The sequence below is a fragment of the Rhodovastum atsumiense genome (assembly GCF_937425535.1).
Lineage (GTDB): Bacteria > Pseudomonadota > Alphaproteobacteria > Acetobacterales > Acetobacteraceae > Rhodovastum > Rhodovastum atsumiense.
On sequence record NZ_OW485601.1, the window covers coordinates 5,616,375 to 5,637,996 of the forward strand.

Below are 21,622 nucleotides of genomic sequence, written 5' to 3' on the forward strand. Positions count from 1 at the left end.
TCCGGTTGCGTCGGACCAATTGACTTGCGAACGGCTTCTGGCCATGCTCGCGATCGCAATCGCATTTTGGCTTGGCTTGCTGCGCTTCCGACCCATCGGGTGCCTTCAAGACGTCCAAAGGCCCGGTTGTCCGTGCCGTGCGCTGTTGCACGGCGCTTGCAGCGGAGTAAGACGCAGCTATGGCTATCGGTACTGTCAAGTGGTTCAACACCACCAAGGGCTACGGCTTCATCATGCCCCAGGATGGTGGCAAGGACGTGTTCGTCCACATCACCGCCGTCCAGGCTGCCGGCCTGCGTGGTCTCAATGAAGGCCAGAAGGTCAGCTACGACGTGGCGATGGAGCGTGGCAAGGCGGCGGCGACCAACCTGAAGCTCGCCTGAATCACCGGAATTCGACAGGAAGGCGGGGGTCCTGGGCCAGGGCTCCCGCTGACCGTCACGGAACGGCGGAAATGGGACCGCCGGAGTGCCGCAACGTCTCCACCCGCGTGGCACCAGCCGTTTCCATGACTTGCCGCGCCCGCGCCTGACGGGCCGGTTCGACCGCCCGCACTGCCAGTACCAGTCGTCCCCGCGAAGCTGCGCGTTCATTCGCTGCGTGCGTCGCCGAGCCGGCCGCCTGACCAGCCGTCTCGCTCACGGCCGCCGCGCCCACTCCGGCTGCGGCGGCCGCGCCCGCGGCGAGTGCCGCCGCACCCCCCGTCGCCACCACCACGCCCGCCGCCGCCATTCCGGCCACCGACGCCGCAAGACCGGTTCCAAGCGTGCGCGCCTGCCGCAGGTCGGTGTCGGTCACCGGTCCCCTGTCACCGTGCTGCGGGGGCGCTCCGCCGGTCTCGGGCAGGCTCAGCTCGGCGCGGTCGAAGCCGGCCTGGGCCAGTTGCGTCACCGCTTCCTGCAGTGCCGCGTCATTGGGGAAAATGCCCTCCACCTCGGCGACATCTTCGGGAAGGGCAGGTCCGGCCTTCACCGGTTCGGTCCTGTCGGACATGTGGCATTTCCTCCCAGGCTTCTGCTGTCTGAACGCCTGGGTGGGCCTGCCCGTTCCGCTGCTTCAGCCGGAGCGTTGCGACGGCGGATTGCGCTGCGCTGATCCACCCTGCCGTTGCTGTGCTGCGCAGCGAGAATGAGATCCAAGGGCCTTGTGGCCCTTGGTGGGTCAAGGGCGAAGCCCTTGCCTTCCTTTAAGCCTGCTGATGCCGCGCGCGGGCGCCGCGTTCGATCGCTGCTGCCACCAGCGGGTCGAGATGCAACTCGGAGCGGATGAAATCGAGCATGCGCAGGGCTTCCTGCTGCACGAAGCCGTCCGCGGCCACCACCTCGCAGGCCAGGGCGTAGGCGGTTTCCCGCAGCCGTGGCTCCAGCGCCCCGCGGATCAATCGGGCGGCGTGGGCAAGACCGTCCTCTTCATCGAGCAGCGCCACCGCGGCGTCGGTCGCCGTCCCGAGCCGCTCGGCCGAGAAATTGCGGAAGATCGGCAGGGTCTGCACCAATCCGGACATGACCCCGATCTCGCGGTCGGTGATGCCACCGCCGGTCGCTGCCGCCAGCACCATGGTGCACACCAGCGCTTCCTGGGCTTCCAGTCCGGTCCGGGCCAGCATCCTCGCTTTCCTCCTCGGCGGAAGACGGTGCGCGCCCACGTCCCCAAGATCAAGGGCCAAACGCATGACCTTTCTGTCAGGCATGCAGTGCCAGCAGCACCATCGAGCGGCCGACGATATCGATCGTCTCGCCGATGCGATGACTGTGCTCGCGCATCCGCTCCGGGGTGGCGGTGTCGAACATGGTCATCCAGCGCCGTCCGCCGGTCACCCGCGGCAGGGTAAAGGCGACGATGTCGTGGTGGGCATTCAGGATCCACAGCAGCGTCGCGTCGCTGGCCGGGCGGCGGATGCCGGTGGCCTGGGCGCGGCCATCCATCAGCATCCCGAAGCAGCGCGTCCCCGGATTGGTCCAGTCGTCCTGGGCCATTTCGCTGCCACCGGCGGCGATCCAGCTCACGTCCTTCACGGCGAGTTCCTCGTTGTATTCGCCGGTCAGGAAGCGGCCGCGCCGCAGGATGGGATATTGCTGGCGCAGCCCGGTCAGCCGGCGCACGAACTCGATGAGCGCATGGCCATCCGCGTCGATTTCCCAGTCCACCCAGGAGATCTCGTTGTCCTGGCAATAGGCGTTGTTGTTGCCGCGCTGGGTGCGGCCGAGCTCGTCGCCGGCGAGCAGCATCGGCGTGCCCTGCGCCAGCAGCACGCTGGCGAGCATGTTGCGTTTCTGCCGCTCGCGCAGGCGACGGATGTCCGGATCGTCCGTCGGTCCTTCCGTGCCGTGGTTCCAGGAGCGGTTGTGGTCGTGGCCGTCGCGATTGTTCTCGCCGTTCGCCGCGTTGTGCTTTTCGTTGTAGGAGACAACGTCGTTCAGCGTGAACCCGTCATGGGCGGTGACGAAGTTCACGCTCGCCCACGGCTTGCGGCCGCGCCGGTTGAACAGGTCGCCCGAGGCGCAGAGCCGGGCCGCCATCTCTGCCGCGCTGCCGCTGTCGCCTTTCCAGAAGGCCCGCACCGTGTCGCGGAAGCGGTCATTCCATTCCGCCCAGCCCGGCGGGAAGGCGCCGACCTGGTAGCCGCCCGGCCCGATATCCCAGGGCTCGGCGATCAGCTTGACCGAGGACAGCACCGGATCCTGCCGGCAGGAATCGAGGAATCCGCCGCCCTCGTCGAAGCCGTAGGGCTCGCGACCGAGAATTGTCGCCAGATCGAAACGGAACCCGTCCACGTGCATCTCGGTGACCCAGTAGCGCAGGCTGTCGGTCACCATCTGCAGCACGCGCGGATGCGACAGGTTCAACGTGTTCCCGGTGCCGGTGTCGTTGATGTAGTAGCGCCGCTGGTCGGGCAGCAGCCGGTAGTAGCTGGCATTGTCGATGCCGCGGAAACTCAGCGTCGGGCCGCGTTCATTGCCTTCGGCGGTGTGGTTGTAGACGACGTCGAGGATCACCTCGAGCCCGGCGGCGTGCAGGTGCGCCACCATTTCCTTGAATTCGTTGATGGCATGCGTGGCGGTGTAGCGCACATCGGGGGCGAAGAAGCCGATCGTGTTGTAGCCCCAGTAATTGGTCAGGCCCTTGTCCAGCAGCATGCTGTCGTTGATGAAGGCGTGTACCGGCAGCAGCTCGACCGAGGTGACGCCGAGTCGGCGGATGTGGTCGATCACTTCGGCCACCGCGAGTCCCGCGAAGGTGCCACGCAGCGGCTCGGGCACGGCCGGATGGCGCCGGGTGAAGCCGCGCACATGCGTTTCGTATACGATTGTACGTTCCCACGGCACGTTCGGCCGCGCATCGTGTCCCCAGGTGAAGGCCGGGTCGATGACGCGGCATTTCGGCACGAAGCGCGCGCTGTCGCGGGTGTCGAAGGTCAGGTCGTCGCCGGATTCCAGCGTGTAGCCGAACACCGCCGGATCCCAGCGCAGCTCGCCCACCAGGCCCTTGGCGTAGGGGTCGAGCAACAGCTTGTTGTGATTGAAGCGGTGGCCGGAATCCGGTTCGTACGGCCCGTGCACGCGATAGGCGTAGACCGTGCCCGGCCGCGCCTCCGGCAGGTAGCCATGCCAGACTTCGTCGGTGAACTCGGGCAGTTCGATCCGCTGCAGCTCGCGCCGTCCGTCGTCGTCGAACAGGCAGAGTTCGACCTTGGTGGCATTGGCTGAAAACAACGCGAAGTTGACGCCAAGCCCATCCCATGTTGCGCCAAGCGGATGTGGCAGACCTTCGCTCAATCGTGTCTTGGGAGTGGTGGGTACCGGCACGCCCAATGCCTCCGTGCTGCACACAAGCAAGGCCATAAGCGCGGCGGGGGCGGATGGTTCCGATGCGTTATGGCCGGGGGGTGCATGCGGGGGTGTGTGGTGGGGCAGGCCCGCCCCACCACACGGCCATCCGGGGAAACGCCCCGGCCGTCAGTCGGTGATCGCCGCGTAGGTCAGCACCCGCAATTCCCGCCGGATCGGATAGGTCGAGGAGGGAAAGAGCTGCGTCAACAGGATCACCGCCATATCTTCCTGCGGGTCGATCCAGAACGAGGTGCTCGCTGCTCCGCCCCAGGCATATTCGCCCGGCGTGCCGACGATCTGCGCCTTCGCCGGATCCAGCATGACCGAGAAGCCGAGTCCGAAGCCGATTCCCGCATAGGTCGATTCGGAGAACCGGGGCGTGCCCAGGTCGGCCATGTCGCCGCCGAGGTGGTTGCTGGTCATCAGCTCCATCGTCTTGCGCCCGAGCAGCCGCACGCCGTCGAGTTCGCCCTCGTTCAGCATCAGCCGGCAGAACGTGAGGTAGTCGGCGACGGTGGAGACCAGCCCGCCGCCGCCCGAGGCGATCGGGCGCTGGACGGCGAAGATGCTTTGCTGCGGGTCGTCCATCAGCCGCAGCCCCTCCGGCCCGGGCGTGTAGAGGGCCGCGAAGCGGGAAAGCTTGCCGGCGGGCACGTGGAAGCCGGTGTCGTCCATGCCGAGGGGACCGAGCACGCGTTCCTGCAGGAAGGCCTCGAAGCTCTGGCCCGAGATCACCGCGATCAGGTGGCCGAGCACGTCGGAGGCGATGCTGTAGTTCCAGGCGCGGCCGGGCTGGGCGATCAGCGGCAGCCGGGCCGCGCGTTCCACCACCTCGGCCAGCGTGTCCATCGAGGTCTGGAAATCAACGCCCTGCTCGCGGTACATGGCATCGACCGGGTGGGCGTCGATGAAGCCGTAGGTCAGGCCCGCGGTATGGGTCAGCAGGTCGCGGATGGTGATGTCGCGCTCGGCCGGGGCGGTGTCGAACTTGAAGCGGCTGCCGCCGGTGAAGACGCGCATGTTGGCGAAGCAGGGCAGGAAGCGCGCCACCGGATCGTCGAGCTGGAACCGCCCTTCCTCGTACAGCATCATCAGCGCGACCGAAGTGAGCGGCTTGGTCATCGAATAGATGCGGAAGATGGTATCGGCGCCGAGCGGCACACCGCGGGCGAGATCAGCCTGGCCGCAGACATGCAGATGGGCGACGCGGCCGCGGCGCGCCACCAGCGTCAGCACGCCCGGCAGCTTGCCCTCGTCGACCAGGCGCTGCGCCCAGGCTTCGACATGGGCCAGCCGAGCCGAGGACAGCCCGACTTCTTCGGGTCGTGCGCTCACCAGGTCCTGCATGCTTTTCCTCCTTCCCGCGGAACTGCCTTCCTAGCAGAACCGTGACGAAGGGCCAGAAGCATGGACGCGATCAAACACACGCGTCGTGCTGGAAACGGTGCCGGAACACCATCACGCAGCCCATGAGTTGCCGGCCTGTGTAACCGATTACCAGGACAAATTTCTGTTATAGACAAACCGTTTCGATCGAACACCGTACCCGGCCGGGCCGGGTACGGTGGGGCTCATTCGGCGGCGGCTGCCAGCGCCACCGGCCGGGCGGCACTGCGGCCGGTGGCCTGCCAGTGCACGTACAGCGCCGCCACGGCGCAGGAGAACAGCCGGGCGATCTCGCCATCCGAGCGGCTGGTCAGCAGGATCGGCACCCTGGCCCCGAGCACCAGCCCCGCGCCCTCGGCCTGGGCGGCGAACGTGAGTTCCTTGGCCAGGATGTTGCCGGCCTCGAGGTTCGGCGCCACCAGGATGTCGGCGCGGCCGGCGACCTTCGAGGTCAGGCCCTTGGTGCGGGCCGCCATCAGGCTGATGGCGTTGTCCATGGCCAGCGGCCCGTCGACGATGCCGCCGCTGATCTGGCCGCGCTCGGACATCTTCGACAGCGCCGCGGCGTCGAGCGTGGACTGCATCCGCGGGTTCACCGTCTCCACCGCCGAGAGAATGCCGACCTTCGGCACGGCGATGCCCAGCGCCAAGGCGAGGTCGATCGCGTTCTGCACGATGTCGACCTTCTCATCGAGGGTCGGGGCGATGTTGATGGCGGCGTCGGTCACCAGCAGCGGTTCGGCCAGGGAGGGCGCGTCCATGACGAAGACATGGCTGATCCGGCGCCCGGTGCGCAGCCCGCCCTGCGACTTCACCACGTGCTTCAGCAGCGTGTCGGTATGCAGGTGGCCCTTCATCAGCGCGGCGGCGCGGCCCTGGGTCACCATCTCGACGGCGCGCGCGGCGGCGGCATCGTCGCCTGACGCGTCCTCGATCTCGCAGCCCTGCAGGCTGGCGCCGCAGGATGCCGCGACGGCGGCGATCCGGGCGGCGTCGCCGACCAGGATCGGCTCGATCAGCCGGGCGCGGGCGCCGGCGAGGGCGCCGAGCAGGGCGGTTTCCTCGGTGGGGGCCACCACCGCGGTGCGCATCGGCGGCAGCGGGTGGCAGGCCTGCAGCAGGCGCTCGACATGGCGATGGCGGGCGATGGTCAGGCCGGGCAGGGGGGTGTCCTCGACCTCGCGGCGCTCGGCGGGGGCGGTGACTTCCGCCGTGCCTTCGACGATCGTCTCGCCGCCGCGGCAGATGCGGGTGGCCAGCAGGATCGTGTTGGGCGGGCGCTTGCCGGTGACGGTCACCGAGATGTCGAGCATGTCGCCGACATAGGCGCGGCCGTGGAAATGCAGCGTCTGCATGTCGTACAACGTGCCCGGCCCGGGCAGGACATTGCCGAGCACGGCCGAGAACAGCGAGCCGAGCCACATTGACGGGGCGGGATGGGCGTCGCGCGCCTCCACGTCGTGGCCGGAGCCCGGCAGGTTGATGGGGTTCAGGTTGCCGGTGACATGGGCGAAGACATAGAGGTCCTCGGGCGTGACCACGCGGGTGATGGCGGCGGTCTCACCGACCGCGATCTCGGCGAAGACGTGGTTGATGCGTGTCATGCCGCGACTCCATCCCGGCGCGGGCGGGGGCGCATCGAGGTCCGGCGCAGATCAGGCATAGGGGTATCCTTATCCCGGCGCGAGACGAAAGTGCTGAATTTACAGCAAAATATGAATCCAGTTCTGCCGCAACGTAACACTTACGTCTATGCTGCAACGCAAAATCAAATAGCATTGCACGAAGTCGTGATCAACTATTTTCAAACGAACGCTTTGTTACATTGCATTGCGCGGTTGATAAGGTTGTTCCTTTGCTTCGATTTGTGCTGTCACCATTGAATCCCCGGGCGGATGCGGGGGCTGGCCACCCCCGTCGCCCGGCCTCGGCTAGGCCGCTGCCTTTTCCTCTGACTCCAATGCCGCGACCACGGGCACCGGCACCGAAAGGTCGCGGCCGGAATAGGCGAAGCCGGCCTTGATGTGCTCGGCCAGCCGCAATGCCAGCGCGACGATGGTGATGGTCGGCATGTCCGATCCGCCGGTCGGGAACACGGAGCTGCCGGCGATGAACAGGTTCTCCATCCCATGCACGCGGCAGCTCGGATCGACCACGCCCTGCCGCGGATCGGCGTGCATGCGGGTCGTGCCCATGTGGTGCCAGCAGCCGTCGAGCGTCTCCGGCCAGGGCTCGCCTTCCCGCGGCGCCGCGACGCGCACTGTCCCGGCACCGATCCGTTCCAGTTCCGCGCCGAGAATCTCCTGGGTGCGGCGGAAGGTGCGCTTCTCCATTTCCCCCAGCCGCCAGTCCACCCTGACGCGCGGCACGCCGAGCCGGTCGCGGCCCTCGCCCAGCATGACCCGGCTGTCCGGCAGCGGCGATGGCTCGACCACTGTCTCCAGGGTGAAGCCGCGGGCCAGGAAGCCCGGCCTGAACTTCAGCCCGACCGCGAGCACGGCGACCCGCGGCAGGTTCCGCGCCACCGCCCGCAGCACCTCGCCGCGGCGCCCGCGCAGGCTGCTGCCGCGATTGAGCGCCTGGTAGAGCAGCTTCAGCGCGGCATAGCTTTCGGGATGGTCGCCCACGAAGCGCGAGGTCACGTAGCAGCGGGTGTTGCCCAGCCGCTCGCGGCCCTGGATGGCGGGCGAGAGGCCGAAATGGGAGCTGATCTTGGTGCCCCGCGCGGCCGTGCCGCCGGGATAGGTCACGTGGACGTCGTAGATGCGGCTGAAGGCGCGCGGGTCGCTGAAGACGATCTCGCCGTTGCGGATACGCGGATGGTCCATGAAATAGCGGCCAACCAGATCATGCTCATTGCCGAGTCCGGCGGGGTGGTGCCGGTTTGAGGCCAGCAGCAGGCGAGGGGTCTCGATCCCGCCGGTGGCCAGCACGTAGCAGCGCGCGGCCACGCGGAAGGCGGCGCCGCTCAGGGTGCGGACCTCGACACCGGTGACCTGGCTGCCGTTGCCCGGGGCTTCGATCGCGGTGACGTTGGCATGCAGGAAGGCGGTCACGTTGCCCGAGCGGGCGATGGCCTCGCCGTAGATGCGGCCGAACCGGGTCGGTGGGCTGAGCTGCGAGACGATGTTGAGCACCTGCTCGCGGTCGAAGGGAATGAACCGGCTGTCCGGCCGGCCGATCCAGTCCTGCCAGGTCTGCGGGTCGTACTCGAACGGGCCGATCTGCAGCAGCGCATGCGCGCGGCGGTAATAGGGCAGCAGTTCGGCCAGGCCGAAGGGCCAGCCGCTGTTGGGCACCCAGTCGCGGACCTGGAAGTCATGGGCGTCGAGCGGGCGGCAGAAGCCACCCCAGCAATTCGAGCTGCCGCCGAAATAGCGCGACCGCGTCCGGTCCAGCGCGTCATAGCAGAGGCCGATATTCTCCCCTTGATAGAGCGACTGGCTGGCCTGGTCGAAGTCCATGCCGCCACCCTCAAGGAGGACCACGCGTAACGGTCCGCCCTCGAATTCCCGGGCGAGGGTGATGCCCGCGGGCCCCGCACCGATGACGCAAATATCAGATTCGATGATCGCGTTTAAAGGAAGTGTGCGTGCATCGATGATCATCGTGGCACCGTAAAAACTATACGTAAGCGATATATATTTAATTGAGTAATAAATGCACATGTATGCATTTGTTTGACCATTGGATGGCTAATGGTCATGATACCGCTAGGTGCCAAGAGACACTCCTCTGATGCACTGGACCCCTGGATATCGCTTCATCCGGTCGGTCGGGTCGATTCTGCTCGGGCCATTTGACTGAGCAAGATTACCAAGCAGCAACTGTGAGTGATCATAAAAATCGCAAATACGTACTTAAACCGATATCGGAATATGATTTGGTGATATTTGAAACATGTCTGGGCTTATATCCATTCCACGTGTCTCTTCGAAGGCGGAGGGCGGATGGATGTCGCCAGGCCGTGCCGCGCCCGGCAGGATCGCGACGGTCAGGCCTTGCAGGGCGATTTCATTACGGCCATGTGCTCGGCAGCCGTGGACGCCAGGCCCTGGCGGTTCGCGCCTGATCAGAGGATGGAGAAAAGAATTGAGAACAGCGTTTCTGGCCATCGGCCTTGCCGGCCTGCTCGGCGGTACGGCCGTCGCCCAGACCGTGCCGCTGTCCCCCGCCGCGGTGGTTGCCACGCGGCAGGCCGGTTTCAAGCTGCTCGGCGGCAGCATGAACGAGATGAAGCGTGCGGTGGAAACATCCTCTGATGTGAAGTCCTTCAAGCAGAGTGCTGAAGGCATCGTTGCGTGGGGCCGCGTGTTGCCCGGCCTGTTCCCGGTCGGAACCGAGGCCAACAGCAAGGCGAAGCCGGCCGTCTGGTCGGACGTGGCCGGCTTCGAGAAGGCCAGCGCCGCCCTGGTCGCGGCTGCGGAAGGGCTCGAGAAGGCCGCGGCGAGCGGTGACAGCGCCGCCTTCGCCGCCGCCCTGAAGGCGACCGGGGAAACCTGCGGCGGGTGCCACCGGCCCTTCCGGCAGCGCTGATCTGCCCAGGCCCGCCGCTGCGGCGGCGGGCCTGCCTCAGGGCCTCGTCCCCTTCTCCGATCGGTCGAGCCCTGAGCGGAGCGCCGCCGCGAGCACGGAAATCAACTGGTCCCGGCGGAACGGCTTCACCAGGATCCGCGTGTCGCGGCTGACCTCTTCCATCATGGCTTCGGCGAGGTAGGCCGTGATGATCACAGTCGGCAGGTCGGGCCGCAGGGACCTCGCGCGCAGGATCAGGTCCGCGCCGTTCATGTCCGGCATGGCATAGTCGGTGATCAGCGCCGCGACCGGCTGGCCGTCGCCAAGCAGCGTCATGGCCGCCGCCCCGGACCCGGCCCGCTCCGGCGTGTAGCCCGCGTGCCGGAGCATTGCGCCAACGGTCGCAAGCACGTCTCCGGAATCGTCGACCAGCAGGACCCGCCTTCCGTCCCCGTCCGGAATCCGTTCCGCCGGCGGCGGCTCCGCGGGGCCGGCCCCGGCGGCCCCTGGCAGGCGCAGCTCGATCCGCGTGCCCCGGCCCGGGTCGCTGCGCAGGGACAGCTCCCCGCCCGACTGCCGGGCGAATCCCTGGACCATGGCCAGGCCAAGTCCCGTGCCCAGTTGTCCCTTGGTGCTGAAGAACGGCTCGCAGGCCCGCTGCAGCACCTCGGGCGACATGCCGATGCCGCTGTCCTCCACCGTGATCACCACGACCGGCGGCCTCCCGGCGAGCGGCCCGGCACGCGCGGCGATGATCCGGATCAGGCCGTCGCGCGGCCGTGCCTCCCGGGCATTCTGCACCAGGTTGAGCAGCGCCGCCCCAAGCTGGATGGGATCCACGATTGCCAGGACGGCGCGCGGAACCTCGAGGCACAACCGGCAATCCGGCGCCGCCGCGGCGCGCAGGCCAGGGGCGGCATCCTCGAAGAACGCGGCGAGATCGATGCTGCGCGGCGAGAGCACCTGCTGGCGCGTGAACGCCAGCAGGCGATGGGTCAACCGGGCGCTGTGCGCGACCGATCGCATGAGCACGGCGGCGAGCTCGCCGAGTTCCCCCTCGGGCGCCAGGGCGCCGATCAGCTCGAGCGAGCCCATCTGCACCTGGATCTGGTTGTTGAACTCGTGGGCGATGCCCGCGGTCAGTTCGGCGACGGCTTCCAGCCGGTGGGCCCGTCGCAGATGCTCCTCGAGCTCGCGCCGTGCCGTCACGTCGCGGATCACGACGATCGCGCCGCTCCCGTCATGCAGCCGGCTGCCATGCGCCTCGAACCAGCCTTCCTTGCGACCCGGCGGCATGGCGCGGTAGGTGAACTGGCACGCCTCCGCCCCGCGGCGCAGCCGCGCCAGCGCGTCGCGCACGCTGGCGGCGTCGTCCGGATGCACGAAGCGCAGCAGGTCCTGCCGGCACAGCTCCTGCAACGGCAGCCCAAACATGCGCTCCGCCGCCTTCGAGACGAACACGGGGCACCCGTCCCAGTCGATCTTCTGGATCGTGTCGGCGCTGCTGTCGGTGACGATGCGCAGCTCCTCGCCGATGGCGACCGCCTTCCGCTCCGCCTCTGTCCTGCGCGCGAGTTCACGCGCCAGTCCGACGGCCAGCGTGCCGGCCGAGGCGAACAGCACGGTGACCACCGCGAGCCTGCCCGGCGCATGCGCGCGCCACTGGGCGTAGATCTCGCCGAACGACTGGCCCACGGCGATGACGAGCGGCAGGTCGGTGACATGGCGAAAGACGAACAGGCGGGACAGGTCGTCCACGCCGGCCCCGGCGTCCACGGCCCCGGTGGCCTGTCGCCTGAATGCATGCGCCAACCCGGAGCCGCCGATATCGCCGCCGCCGCGGCAGGCCGGATGGCGGCTGCATGCCAGCAGTTGCCCGCCCCCGAGGGCGATGAGCGCCAGGCCGTTTTTGCCCAACGGCAGGTCGTCGAGGAGCTGTCCGAGAAGATCCAGCCGAAGCACGCCGGCCACCATGCCGGCGAATTGTCCACCTGGCCCGTTGACGCGCCGGCTGACGACGAGCGCGGGCATGCCGGCGGCAAGGGGGCCGGAATCGAATGTCAGGTGCGGCCCGGGCCCGGGCGAGCCGGCGTGGAAACGGAAGCTGGGCTGGTCCGCCAGGCTTTGGATGCTGGCGGGAAAGCCGGCCGAGGCGGCCAGGACATCGCCATGGGCATCGGTGAGGACGAATGCGCCAGGCCCGGGATCTGCGGTCGTGCCGTTCGCCTGGGCCGCCATGCGTGCCCGCAGGGCGACGGCGCCCAAGGCGGCATCGTAGACATGAACATATCTGTTGAGCTCGTGTTCAACCAGCAAAGCCAAACCGTCGGCAAGAGCCGTTGAACGTTGCCGCGATTCCTGAAGCGAAGTCACCACGAGCCAGCTTGCCGAAGCGACCACGAAAAGAACGACGGCCATCGCGGCAATTGCCAAATTTCTGACGTTATTCACTCGCGTGTTGCTCGTGAATCATTGGAAGCTATAGTGGTAAATTGACTCTTATTCGCGTCGGTCTCAAGATTTGGGCGAAATATGCTCGTGTTGGCAGTCGGTTCAGGGGGGCGTTCGTCGCCGGGGCCGCCCGGGGACCGGTTCAGCGACGCAGCAGCCAGAGCGCCAGGATCACCGCGGCACCGCCGAAATACAGCAGCAGCATCGCCACCTGCAGGCGGCTGCGATAACGCCGCAGCGGCGGGATGGCGGCGGGCGCCAGCAGCAAGGCGATCGTCAGCAGCGTCAGCGCCCGCAACTGCTCGAATGCGTCCATGGACATGGGATGAGTCTATCCCGCACCGGCAACGGCACCGCAAGGGCCGGCAGCGTGATCCCGCCTGCCGGAAAGCCCCGGAATGCCGGCGCCGCCGATATAGGAATTTGCGTCTTCAGTCCGATCTGAACAGGACCGGCGGGTTCCCGTGGCGCGTTCATCCTCTGGCGGAAGGCAGCAAACGGCATGGAATCGATCGACAGGGGGCAGGCCTGCCATCGCAGATCCCGCGATGCCCCCACCGCCCTGTCCCGGCGCGCCGTGCTGGCCACCGCCACCACCGGCCTCGCTTCCTTCGCGCCTGGCGCGACCTCGATGTCGGACTGGGCGGCGATCGAACGGGCCGCGCGCGGCAGGCCGGTGTTCTGGAATGCCTGGGCGGGCGACGACCGCATCAACGCCTTCATCGCCTGGAGCGCCGAGCGCCTGCGCGTCTCCCACGACATCGCGGTGCGTCACGTCCGCCTGCGCGATCCCACCGAGGCGCTCGCCCGTCTCGGTGCCGGCAAGGTTGGCGCGCGCGCGTCGGGCAGCGGGATCGACCTGATCTGGCTGAACGACCCCGGCCTGCTGTCACCGGGGCAGCGGAATCTGCTGTGCGGGCTGGTGCCCGGGGGGCTGCCCAATGCCATCCGCCTCGCTCCCGCCGGCGGGCCGGGGCCGATGGATGGCCCCGGGATTCCCTGGCACATGGCGCGGCTGGTGTTCGTCTGCGATGCCGCGCGCGTGCCCGATCCGCCGCGCAGCATGGCGGCGATAGGCGCCTGGGCGGCGGCGCATCCCGGCCGGCTGGCCCATCCGCATCCGCGCCATGTCCTCGGTGCGGCCTTCCTCGGCCAGGCGCTGTGCGAGTTCGCCCCCGACCCCGCGGCGCTGCGGCACACGGTCGCTGATTTCGAGGCGATGACGGCGCCGTTCTGGCGCTGGTATGCCGCCTTGCAGCCCATGCTGTGGCGCCGCGGCACCGCTTTTCCCGAAACCGGTTCCGCCCAGCGGGCCCTGCTGCGCGAGACCGAGATCGACATCATGGTCTCGTTCAACCCCGGCGAGGCATCCGCCGCCATCGCCTCCGGTCTCCTGCCCGACACGGTCCGCAGCTTCGCCCTGGATGGCGGCAGCATCGGCCATTGCAGTTGCAACGCCATTCCCTCCGACGCCGCCAACAAGGCCCCGGCGCTGGTGCTGGCCAATTTCCTGCTTTCGCCGGAAGCGCAGGCCCGGGCCGCCGATCCCAGCCTGCTGGGCATCCCGTCCGTGCTGGCGCCCGACCGACTCGCCCCCGCCGACCGGGCCCGCTTCGCGGCGCTGCCGCCTGGCCGGTCCATGCTGTCGCCGGCCGAGCTCGGCCCGGCGCTGCCGCAGCCGCACCCGAGCTGGATGGTTCGGCTGGTTGAAAGTTTTGAGCGGCATTTCCCGATTTAGCGGAGAGCGGCGGCCCAGGTGTGGCTCCGCCGAATTGATCCTGGACCGTTTCGAACCTGCATAAAGTGGTTGCACGGCAATTCTTTCTGCTTAATGACAAGGCAGTCACGGGAGGCGGGGCAGCCCTGAACCGGCCAAATCCGCAGCCCGTGACTATGGCATGAATTTTGAAATGGTTCGGCCGCCATCGTGCGGTCATCGTGTCGCCGCCCGGACGTGCCCGTGCACGTCCAGCGTCACACGCTGTGCGGCGGCCGACACATAGCAACAGGGCGCGACATGAAGCTGATCATGGCCATCATCAAGCCCTTCAAGCTCGACGACGTGCGCGAGGCGCTGACGCCGCTGGGCGTGCAGGGCCTCACCGTCTCCGAGGTGAAGGGCTTCGGTCGTCAGAAAGGGCAGACCGAAATTTATCGTGGCGCCGAATACCACGTGAATTTCATTCCGAAGGTGAAGATCGAGCTGGTGGTACCGGACGACCGCGCCGAGCTGGTGGTCGAGGCCATCACCAAGGCCGCCCGGACCGACAAGATCGGGGACGGCAAGATCTTCGTGCTCGATGTCGAGCGGGCCGTGCGCATCCGCACCGGCGAGACCGACGTCGACGCACTGTAAGACAAGGACGACATTCGCATGAAAACGCTGATGCGGCGCGCCATCATGGCGCTTCCGCTGCTTCTGGCTGCCGCCCCGGCCTGGGCCGAGGAGACGCCGAAGATCGATTCCGGCGACACCGCGTGGATGCTGACCAGCACGGCGCTGGTGCTGCTGATGACCATCCCCGGCCTGGCGTTGTTCTATGCCGGCATGGTGCGCAAGAAGAACGTGCTCGCCACCATGATGCAGTCCTTCGCCATCACCTGCCTGGTGACGGTGGCGTGGATGGTGGCTGGCTTCTCCATCGCCTTCACCAACGGCAACGCCTTTTTCGGTGATTTCTCGCGCTTCATGCTGAGCGGCATCGGCGAGGCGTGGGACAAGCCGTTCACCCTGGGCGCGGGCACGGACGCGGCGGTGGCGACCACGGTCCCCGAGACCGTGTTCATGATGTTCCAGATGACCTTCGCGATCATCACCCCGGCGCTGATCGCCGGCGCCTTTGCCGACCGGCTCAAGTTCTCGGCATTGTGCGTGTTCATGGTGCTGTGGTCGCTGCTGGTGTACGCGCCGATCGCGCACTGGGTGTGGGCGCCGACCGGCTGGCTGGCCGGGCTGGGCGCGGCCGACTTCGCCGGCGGCACGGTGGTGCACATCAACGCCGGTGTCGCCGGCCTGGTCTGCGCGCTGGTGCTGGGCAAGCGCATCGGCTACGGCACCGACAACATGGCGCCGTTCAACCTGGCGCTGGCGGTGATCGGGGCTTCGCTGCTGTGGGTGGGCTGGTTCGGCTTCAACGCCGGCTCGGCGGTGGCGGCCTCGGGCCGCGCCGGCATGGCGATGGCGGTGACCCAGATCGCGACCGCCGCGGCGGCGCTGGGCTGGATGTTCGCCGAGTGGATCACCAAGGGCAAGCCGTCGGTGCTGGGCGTGATCTCCGGCGCGGTGGCGGGGCTGGTGGCGATCACCCCGGCCTCGGGCTTCGTGCTGCCGGGGGCGGCGCTGGTGATCGGCGTGATCGCCGGCGTGATCTGCTTCTGGTCGGCGACCTGGCTGAAGCACACGCTCGGCTATGACGACAGCCTGGACGCCTTCGGCGTGCACGGCGTCGGCGGCATCGTCGGCGCGCTGCTGACCGGCTGGTTCGCCTATGGCCCGCTTTCGGCCGATGCCGGGCATCCGGACGGCGTCTACATCGGCAGCCTGGCGCAGGTGAAGATCCAGGCGATCGCGGTGGCGGCGACCGTCACCTACACCGCCGTCGCCACCCTGGTCATTCTGCTGGTGGTCGGCGCGGTGGTCGGCCTGCGGGTGAGCCAGGAAGAAGAGCGCGAGGGTCTCGACGTCGTGCTGCACGGCGAGCGCCTCGGCTGACCGATACGGCGCCGGGGCATTGCCCTGGCGCCATCCGCCGAATACGTATCGATATCGTCACGATCCCGCTTCGGCCGGATCCAGGCGACACCGCAAGGACCATACCATGACTCGTTTCCGTTTAGCCGCTTCCACCGCACTGGTGGCCGCAGCACTGGCGGCTGGCGCGCCGGCCCGCGCCGAGGACGCCCCGACCAGCTGGCAGGACAGCATCAAGTTCGGTGCCCAGATCCAGAGCGGCATCACCTTCAATCCGGCCGGGCCCAAGACCAATTTCGGCCAGGCGCTGACCGACCATCCGAACCAGCTGATGCTGAATCAGGCGTTGCTCACGGTCTCCCGTGAAATTCCCAAGGATGCCAGCGGCTGGGATGTCGGCTTCAAGGTGCAGGGCCTCTATGGTTCCGACGCCCGCTACACGCATTACATCGGCGTGCTGAACCAGGCCATCACCGACCGCAACCAGCTCGACCTGGTCGAGGCGAATGTCACGGCGCACATGCCGGTACTGACGGCCGGCGGCATCGACCTGAAGCTCGGCCTGTTCAGCACGCCGATCGGCTTCGAGACGATCGATCCCTCGACCAACGCGTTCTATTCGCACTCCTACATCTTCAGCTACGCCCTGCCGTTCAAGCACACCGGCGGGCTGGCGAATATCCACGTCACCGACTTCCTCGACATCTATGGCGGCCTCACCACCGGCGTGAACACCACCTTCCCGACCGGGGGCGACAACAACAGCTCCATGAGCGGCATCGTGGGCTTCGGCCTCAACCTGCTCGACGGCAAGCTGACCGCCGTGGTGCTGTCGCATATCGGCCCGGAGAATGCCTCCTATACGCCGACGCAGTCGGTGGGCGTGCCGAACGCCAACCATTATAATCGGTACTACAACGACGCCTACGTGACGTACAAGCACAATGACAAGCTGTCGTTCACGACCGAGATCAACTACACCAAGGACGACCTGATCGGGGCCGAGGCCTTCGGTGTCGCCCAGTACGTGTCCTACGCGATCACCGACACCGTCACGCTGAACGCCCGCGGCGAAATCTTCCGTGATGGCAAGGGCTTCTACGTCGGCTACTTCCCAGGCAATCTCGATTTCATCAACTTCGAACGTGGCCGCCCGAGCACCTCGGTCGGTGGTCCGCACGCGACCTACGGCGCGCTGACCTTCGGCGCCACCTGGAAGCCCGATCTGCCCAAGCCGATCAGCGGCCTGCTGGTGCGCCCGGAAGTGCGTTACGACGCCGGCCTGGCCGGTCCGAAGCCGTACAACAACGGCAAGGACAACGGCCAGTTCACCATCGCCACCGATGTGGTTCTGACGTTCTGATCCAAGGAAAGTCCAGGGCGCTGCCCTGGACCCGGCAGGGGCCACACGGCCCCTGCACCCCGGTCTCGCTGCGCGGCCTTTTCAGGGTTCGGCGGGGACGGGGACTTCCCTGGCGACGGGATGGCCGAGATAGGCGGACAGCACCGTCTCGGCCGGTCCATCCGCCCGCACGCGGCCTTCCTCCAGCCAGATCACCCGGGTGCACCAGTCCAGCACGACACTGGTGACGTGAGTGGAGAGCACCAGGATCTCGGCGCCGCGCACCATGTCCTCAAGCCGCGCCCGGGCCTTCTCCATGAAGTTCGCATCGCCGGCGAGGAACCATTCGTCCATCAGCAGCACCTGCGGGCGAATCGCCGTCGCCAGCGCGAAGCCGAGCCGCACCACCATGCCCGAGCTGTAGACACGCACCGGCAGGTCGAGGAACTCCGCGAGCTCGGCGAAATTGGCGACGTCTTCTTCCAGGCGGCGGATCGCCGGCTTCGAGAGCCCATTGTAGAGCCCGCGCAGGGCGATGTTCTCCCGGCCGGTCAGGTCGGGATTCATGCCGAGATTTGGGTCAAGCAGCGCATTCAGCGAGCCCTGCACGCGCACCTGGCCGAACTGCGGCTCGTAGATGCCGGCCAGGGTGCGCAGCAGCGTGGTCTTGCCCGCGCCGTTGCCGCCGATCAGGCCCAGGCGGTCGCCGCTGCTGAGTGAGAAATCGATGTCCCGCAGCGCCTGCACCACCACGCGGTTGCGGGTGTCGGCGGCCACCCGCCCGGAGACGGTGGAGAACACCGCCCGTTTCAGGCTGCGGGCGCTGCCATGGTAGAGCGGGAAATAGATGGTGACGTGGCTGCAATCGAGGCCGGCCATGGTGCTACACCCAGAATGCGATGCGCTCGCGCACCCGTACGAATGCCAGCCAGCTCGCCAGGCAGGCCAGGGCCGAGAAGGCGAGGGCGGAAACCCAGACCGTCAGGCTGGGAACAGTGCCGAGCAGCGGCCCGCGCACGACTTCCAGCACCGTATAGAACGGGTTGAAGGTGAGGATCCATTCGCTCGGGCCGAGCTGCTCGGGCTTCCAGATCACCGCACTGATGAAGAAGGCCATCTGCATGACGCTGTTCACGATCGGCGGGATATCGCGGAAGCGGGCGCAGACCGCCCCCAGCAGCAGGCAGATCGCCAGCGAATCGATCAGCCAGAGCACGATCCCCGGCAGCGCCAGCACCGCCGTTGCCCCGGGCCAGGTATCCAGCGCCGCATAGACCACGATGATGACCGCCACGTTGTGCCCCAGCACCAGGATGTTGCGGATCACCACCCGTGCCGCGTAGAGCGAGTACGGCATCCGTACCGACCGGATCGTGCTGTCGGAAGAGATGAAGGCGACACAGCCGTCGCCCACCAGCGTGTTCAGGTACCCCCACAGCACCAGCGACAGCGCCAGGAAGGGCAGGTACTCGCGCAGGTTCATCTTGAACAGCGTCGCGTAGACGATGCCCATCGCGCCAACCATCGCACCGGTGGAGAGGGTCAGCCAGAACGGCCCGAGCACCGACCCGCGATAGCGCAGCCTGATGTCGAACCAGGCGAGGGTCCAGCACAGCCGCCATAGCCCGGCCGCCTCGGCCAGGTCACGCACGACCATCCATCGCCGGGTGGCGAACGAGGGGTCCGGAGACGACGCAATCGGGGGCGTGGATCTCTCGGCGTCTTGCACGAGGGTGTTCATGGGCCGCCGCGCGATAGCCGATCCCACCTTCGCCTGCAACCCGACTTGCCTGAAATCCCCGGTTCGGGGCTGTGCGGGAATGACGTGGACGAAATTCAGGTGGCGCGCGCCATCCGGGTGTGCTCGCCGGAGAGGATCTGCACACGCTCGCCCGGACGGAATCGCTCCTCGTTCGGTTGCACGAGCGAAAGCGTGCCGCCGTTGTCGAGCCGGATGATGAATTCCCGCGCCTCGGCGCCGCGCCGCGTGCCGGGGGAGAGCACGCCGCCGCCCGCGGCGCTGCCGACCACGCCCAGGATATGGGTGCGCACATCCTCGCGAGCGGCCCCGGGTGCCGCCGCCTGGGCGGGCGGCTCCGCGAGCAGCGGGCGCACCGAGACGATCACGCCATACCTGGCCTGCGGGCCACGGGTGGCGACGCTGTCACGGCCGGCCGGGGCAACGGCGGGGGTGCTGCTCGGGACGCAGGCCGTCAGCCCGGGCAGGGCGGCCAGCGCGAGCACCGCCGGAATGAAGGAACGCGGCACGTCGGTCTTCTCCTGGGCGCAGTTCGAGTAGGCGGGGCATCTCGCAGCCGCGCGGTGCCGCAACCACTAGCACAATCGCCGCGACCGACGTACAACCATTACTACACCGAAATCGGGCAATGCTCTGCCGCCGAGATGTCTTGCATTGAAGCGGCCATTGGATTAGGGGGTTAGCCGAGACTTTTGAACGACCGACTCAAGGACGGCCTCCAACCGGTTGGTCTTGAGACGGGGAATCTGCGAGCGGCCGCCAAGGCGGTCGTGCGCACCGGCCCGGCGCCACCCGGCCGCGCTCACGACGGAGGCCTGCGACAGCCATGTCATCCCGATCGACCCCCCATTCCGGCTTGCCGCTGCTGCGCGCCCTGGCCTGCTGCGCCACCCTGGCCCTGCTGTCGGCCTGCGCCGGCAATCACCAGGCCGGACAGCAAATGAGCGCCACGCAGGAAGCGGCGCAGTACCAGGCACGCGCCCGCCGCAGCTACACCCCGCCCGGTCCCCGCTCCGATCCCTGGGGACCGTACATCACGGAAGCGTCGGCGCGATTTGACATTCCCGAGCGCTGGATCCGTGAGGTCATGCGCGTCGAGTCGAGCGGCAAGGTCATGGACACCTCGCCGGTGGGAGCGATGGGGCTGATGCAGGTCATGCCCGCCACCTACGACGAGCTGCGCAACCGCTACGACCTTGGTGAAGACCCCTACGAGCCGCACGACAACATCGTCGCCGGCACCGCTTATCTGCGCGAGATGTACGACATCTATGGCTCTCCCGGCTTCCTGGCGGCCTACAATGCCGGGCCGGGCCGGCTCGATGATTACCTGACGCGCAACCGCCCGCTGCCCGACGAGACCCGGCGCTACGTCGCCAAGATCGGGCCGTACCTGGCCGGCTTCGAGCCGAACCGGCCCTCCGCCGCCGGCCAGCTGGCGATGAACCAGTTGCCCATCAACATCCCCCCCGGTCCCCGCTATCCGCGCAACCGCAGCGCTTCCGCTCCCGTCGCCCTGGCCGAGAACCGCGTGACCCGGCAGGCCCCGACACGGGTGGTGGCGGCGACGTCGCTGCCGGCCCCGCCGCGCCAGACGCCGGCCCCCGTCGCGGTGCAGGTCGCCTCGGCGGCGCCCGCGCCGGCCCGTGGTGGCAACAACGGCCTGCGCCTGATCAGCCAGGCCCACGCCGACACGCTGCCGGCGCAGCGGGTCGTCGCCAACGCCTCCGGCAGCTGGGCGATCCAGGTCGGCGCCTTCGGCAACGAAGGCCAGGCCCGGGCAGCGGCCGACCAGGCCCGCGGCCAGGCCCGTGACCTGCTGGCCAATGCCCGGCCGGCGGTGGGAACAGTCCGGCAATCCAGCACGACGCTTTACCGGGCACGGTTGACCGGGCTGTCGCGGGATGCCGCCGTGCAGGCCTGCGAGCGGATCGGCCGCCGTGGCGCCTGCATCGTGCTCTCGCCGGACGCCCAATCCTGACGACTGGCCGGCGCCAGGGCTTGCCCGGCGCCGGCCATGCCTCATTGCCTGTTGAACGGACGGGGCAGCGGGTGAGGCGTCACCCGCTGCCCCGGCATTGTCGCCCCTGGAGGGCGACCGCGTGGCTGGGCGGAGACACGTCCGCGATTACCTGACGTGCTCGCACAAATCCCGCCATTGGGTGGCGACCGAAGCCAGAAGATCACGCGCCTCGACTTCGTCCGCCGTGCCCGATCGCCGGATGAGCTGCGCCACGCCCCTGTCGTCGAGCGGCAGGCCCTCGCGGTTGCGGTTGCGCAACGCGTAGTACCGACCTGCGCGCCGCTCCACCACGGCATAGGAATCGCCGTTGGAAACCAGCAGGTAGTTTTCCTGTTCGCCGAGAACCCTGAACATGGAAGCACCTCCGGGCCCTTTCCGGCACGATCTCTCCCCTTCGTGTGCCACCGGCGTTCACGGGGACATCGCCACCTGGGGACGGGGAGACGGGCAGGCGTCGTTGCACACTCAACGACCCAAAGCCGCCACCTGCCTAGCCTCGAGATGTGCCGATACGAGCCGATGTTGATTGGAACAGGATGCTCCTGGGCTAAACGACGATCAATGCAAATCGAATTCTCGATGCTCACGTCTCGTGTACTGGCAAAATTCCGCAATATATATGTAG

General features: G+C 67.7%; 20 protein-coding genes. 8 read left to right on the forward strand and 12 right to left on the reverse strand.

The features are described 5' to 3' along the window. Positions 1-179: 179 nt before the first annotated feature. Positions 180-383 carry a cold-shock protein gene (locus NBY65_RS25315; protein ID WP_150044621.1) on the forward strand — a complete coding sequence of 68 codons (204 nt, stop codon included), beginning with the start codon at positions 180-182 and terminating at the stop codon, positions 381-383. Positions 384-438: 55 nt separating this feature from the next. On the opposite strand, the gene NBY65_RS25320 is transcribed toward NBY65_RS25315, so the two are convergent. The 6 genes from NBY65_RS25320 to NBY65_RS25345 form a co-directional block, all read right to left on the reverse strand. After that, entirely contained in the window at positions 439-993 is a 555-nt protein-coding gene (locus NBY65_RS25320; RefSeq protein ID WP_150044619.1) for a hypothetical protein, read from the reverse strand. Positions 994-1,186: 193 nt separating this feature from the next. Beyond that, on the reverse strand, positions 1,187-1,606 hold the full coding sequence (locus NBY65_RS25325) for a tellurite resistance TerB family protein (protein ID WP_150044617.1): 420 nt from the start codon (positions 1,604-1,606) through the stop codon (positions 1,187-1,189). 76 nt (positions 1,607-1,682) lie between these two features. Further along, positions 1,683-3,842, reverse strand: coding sequence for a glycogen debranching protein GlgX (gene glgX, locus NBY65_RS25330; protein ID WP_150044615.1), 2,160 nt, complete (start codon positions 3,840-3,842; stop codon positions 1,683-1,685). A gap of 114 nt (positions 3,843-3,956) precedes the next feature. Next, complete coding sequence (locus tag NBY65_RS25335) at positions 3,957-5,177, reverse strand: serine hydrolase domain-containing protein (RefSeq protein WP_150044612.1); 1,221 nt, start codon at positions 5,175-5,177, stop codon at positions 3,957-3,959. A gap of 224 nt (positions 5,178-5,401) precedes the next feature. After that, a complete protein-coding gene (locus NBY65_RS25340) occupies positions 5,402-6,820 on the reverse strand; it encodes a bifunctional enoyl-CoA hydratase/phosphate acetyltransferase (RefSeq protein WP_150044610.1) in 1,419 nt (472 codons plus the stop codon). 327 nt (positions 6,821-7,147) lie between these two features. Further along, on the reverse strand, positions 7,148-8,704 hold the full coding sequence (locus NBY65_RS25345) for a GMC oxidoreductase (RefSeq protein ID WP_203330702.1): 1,557 nt from the start codon (positions 8,702-8,704) through the stop codon (positions 7,148-7,150). Positions 8,705-9,308: 604 nt separating this feature from the next. On the opposite strand from NBY65_RS25345, the gene NBY65_RS25350 reads away from it, so the two are divergent. Further along, positions 9,309-9,752 (forward strand): c-type cytochrome, encoded by a 444-nt coding sequence (locus NBY65_RS25350; protein ID WP_162530833.1) that lies wholly within the window; start codon positions 9,309-9,311, stop codon positions 9,750-9,752. A 36-nt stretch (positions 9,753-9,788) separates the two neighbouring features. Here the strand turns inward: NBY65_RS25350 and NBY65_RS25355 are convergent, their stop codons facing one another. After that, positions 9,789-11,489, reverse strand: coding sequence for an ATP-binding protein (locus tag NBY65_RS25355; protein ID WP_162530832.1), 1,701 nt, complete (start codon positions 11,487-11,489; stop codon positions 9,789-9,791). Between NBY65_RS25355 and NBY65_RS25360 the strand changes: the two genes are divergently transcribed. Next, a complete protein-coding gene (locus NBY65_RS25360; RefSeq protein ID WP_162530831.1) occupies positions 11,454-12,074 on the forward strand; it encodes a hypothetical protein in 621 nt (206 codons plus the stop codon). The genes NBY65_RS25355 and NBY65_RS25360 overlap by 36 nt on opposite strands. Before the next feature lie 250 nt (positions 12,075-12,324). On the opposite strand, the gene NBY65_RS25365 is transcribed toward NBY65_RS25360, so the two are convergent. Next, positions 12,325-12,504, reverse strand: a complete 180-nt coding sequence (locus NBY65_RS25365) for a hypothetical protein (protein ID WP_150044602.1) — start codon at positions 12,502-12,504, stop codon at positions 12,325-12,327. Between the two features lie 180 nt (positions 12,505-12,684). On the opposite strand from NBY65_RS25365, the gene NBY65_RS25370 reads away from it, so the two are divergent. The 4 genes from NBY65_RS25370 (at position 12,685) to NBY65_RS25385 (ending at position 17,236) form a co-directional block, all read left to right on the forward strand. Continuing rightward, entirely contained in the window at positions 12,685-13,920 is a 1,236-nt protein-coding gene (locus NBY65_RS25370; RefSeq protein ID WP_150044599.1) for an ABC transporter substrate-binding protein, read from the forward strand. 279 nt (positions 13,921-14,199) lie between these two features. After that, entirely contained in the window at positions 14,200-14,538 is a 339-nt protein-coding gene (locus tag NBY65_RS25375; RefSeq protein ID WP_150044597.1) for a P-II family nitrogen regulator, read from the forward strand. Positions 14,539-14,556: 18 nt separating this feature from the next. Then, entirely contained in the window at positions 14,557-15,894 is a 1,338-nt protein-coding gene (locus NBY65_RS25380; protein ID WP_284347520.1) for an ammonium transporter, read from the forward strand. A gap of 106 nt (positions 15,895-16,000) precedes the next feature. Then, positions 16,001-17,236 carry an outer membrane beta-barrel protein gene (locus tag NBY65_RS25385; protein ID WP_150045844.1) on the forward strand — a complete coding sequence of 412 codons (1,236 nt, stop codon included), beginning with the start codon at positions 16,001-16,003 and terminating at the stop codon, positions 17,234-17,236. Positions 17,237-17,317: 81 nt separating this feature from the next. Here NBY65_RS25385 and NBY65_RS25390 read toward each other — a convergent pair whose 3' ends face one another. From NBY65_RS25390 to NBY65_RS25400, 3 genes are all read right to left on the reverse strand, one after another. After that, entirely contained in the window at positions 17,318-18,094 is a 777-nt protein-coding gene (locus NBY65_RS25390; protein WP_150041210.1) for an ABC transporter ATP-binding protein, read from the reverse strand. Between the two features lie 4 nt (positions 18,095-18,098). After that, positions 18,099-18,872, reverse strand: a complete 774-nt coding sequence (locus NBY65_RS25395; protein WP_239002811.1) for an ABC transporter permease — start codon at positions 18,870-18,872, stop codon at positions 18,099-18,101. A gap of 179 nt (positions 18,873-19,051) precedes the next feature. Next, complete coding sequence (locus NBY65_RS25400) at positions 19,052-19,483, reverse strand: hypothetical protein (RefSeq protein ID WP_150041212.1); 432 nt, start codon at positions 19,481-19,483, stop codon at positions 19,052-19,054. A 317-nt stretch (positions 19,484-19,800) separates the two neighbouring features. Here NBY65_RS25400 and NBY65_RS25405 point away from each other — a divergent pair, with 317 nt between their 5' ends. Beyond that, on the forward strand, positions 19,801-20,955 hold the full coding sequence (locus tag NBY65_RS25405; protein ID WP_150041213.1) for a transglycosylase SLT domain-containing protein: 1,155 nt from the start codon (positions 19,801-19,803) through the stop codon (positions 20,953-20,955). A 147-nt stretch (positions 20,956-21,102) separates the two neighbouring features. Here NBY65_RS25405 and NBY65_RS25410 read toward each other — a convergent pair whose 3' ends face one another. Continuing rightward, the gene (locus NBY65_RS25410; protein ID WP_150041214.1) at positions 21,103-21,351 is read right to left on the reverse strand and encodes a hypothetical protein; all 249 of its coding nucleotides are present in this window, start codon (positions 21,349-21,351) and stop codon (positions 21,103-21,105) included. Positions 21,352-21,622 lie beyond the last annotated feature (271 nt).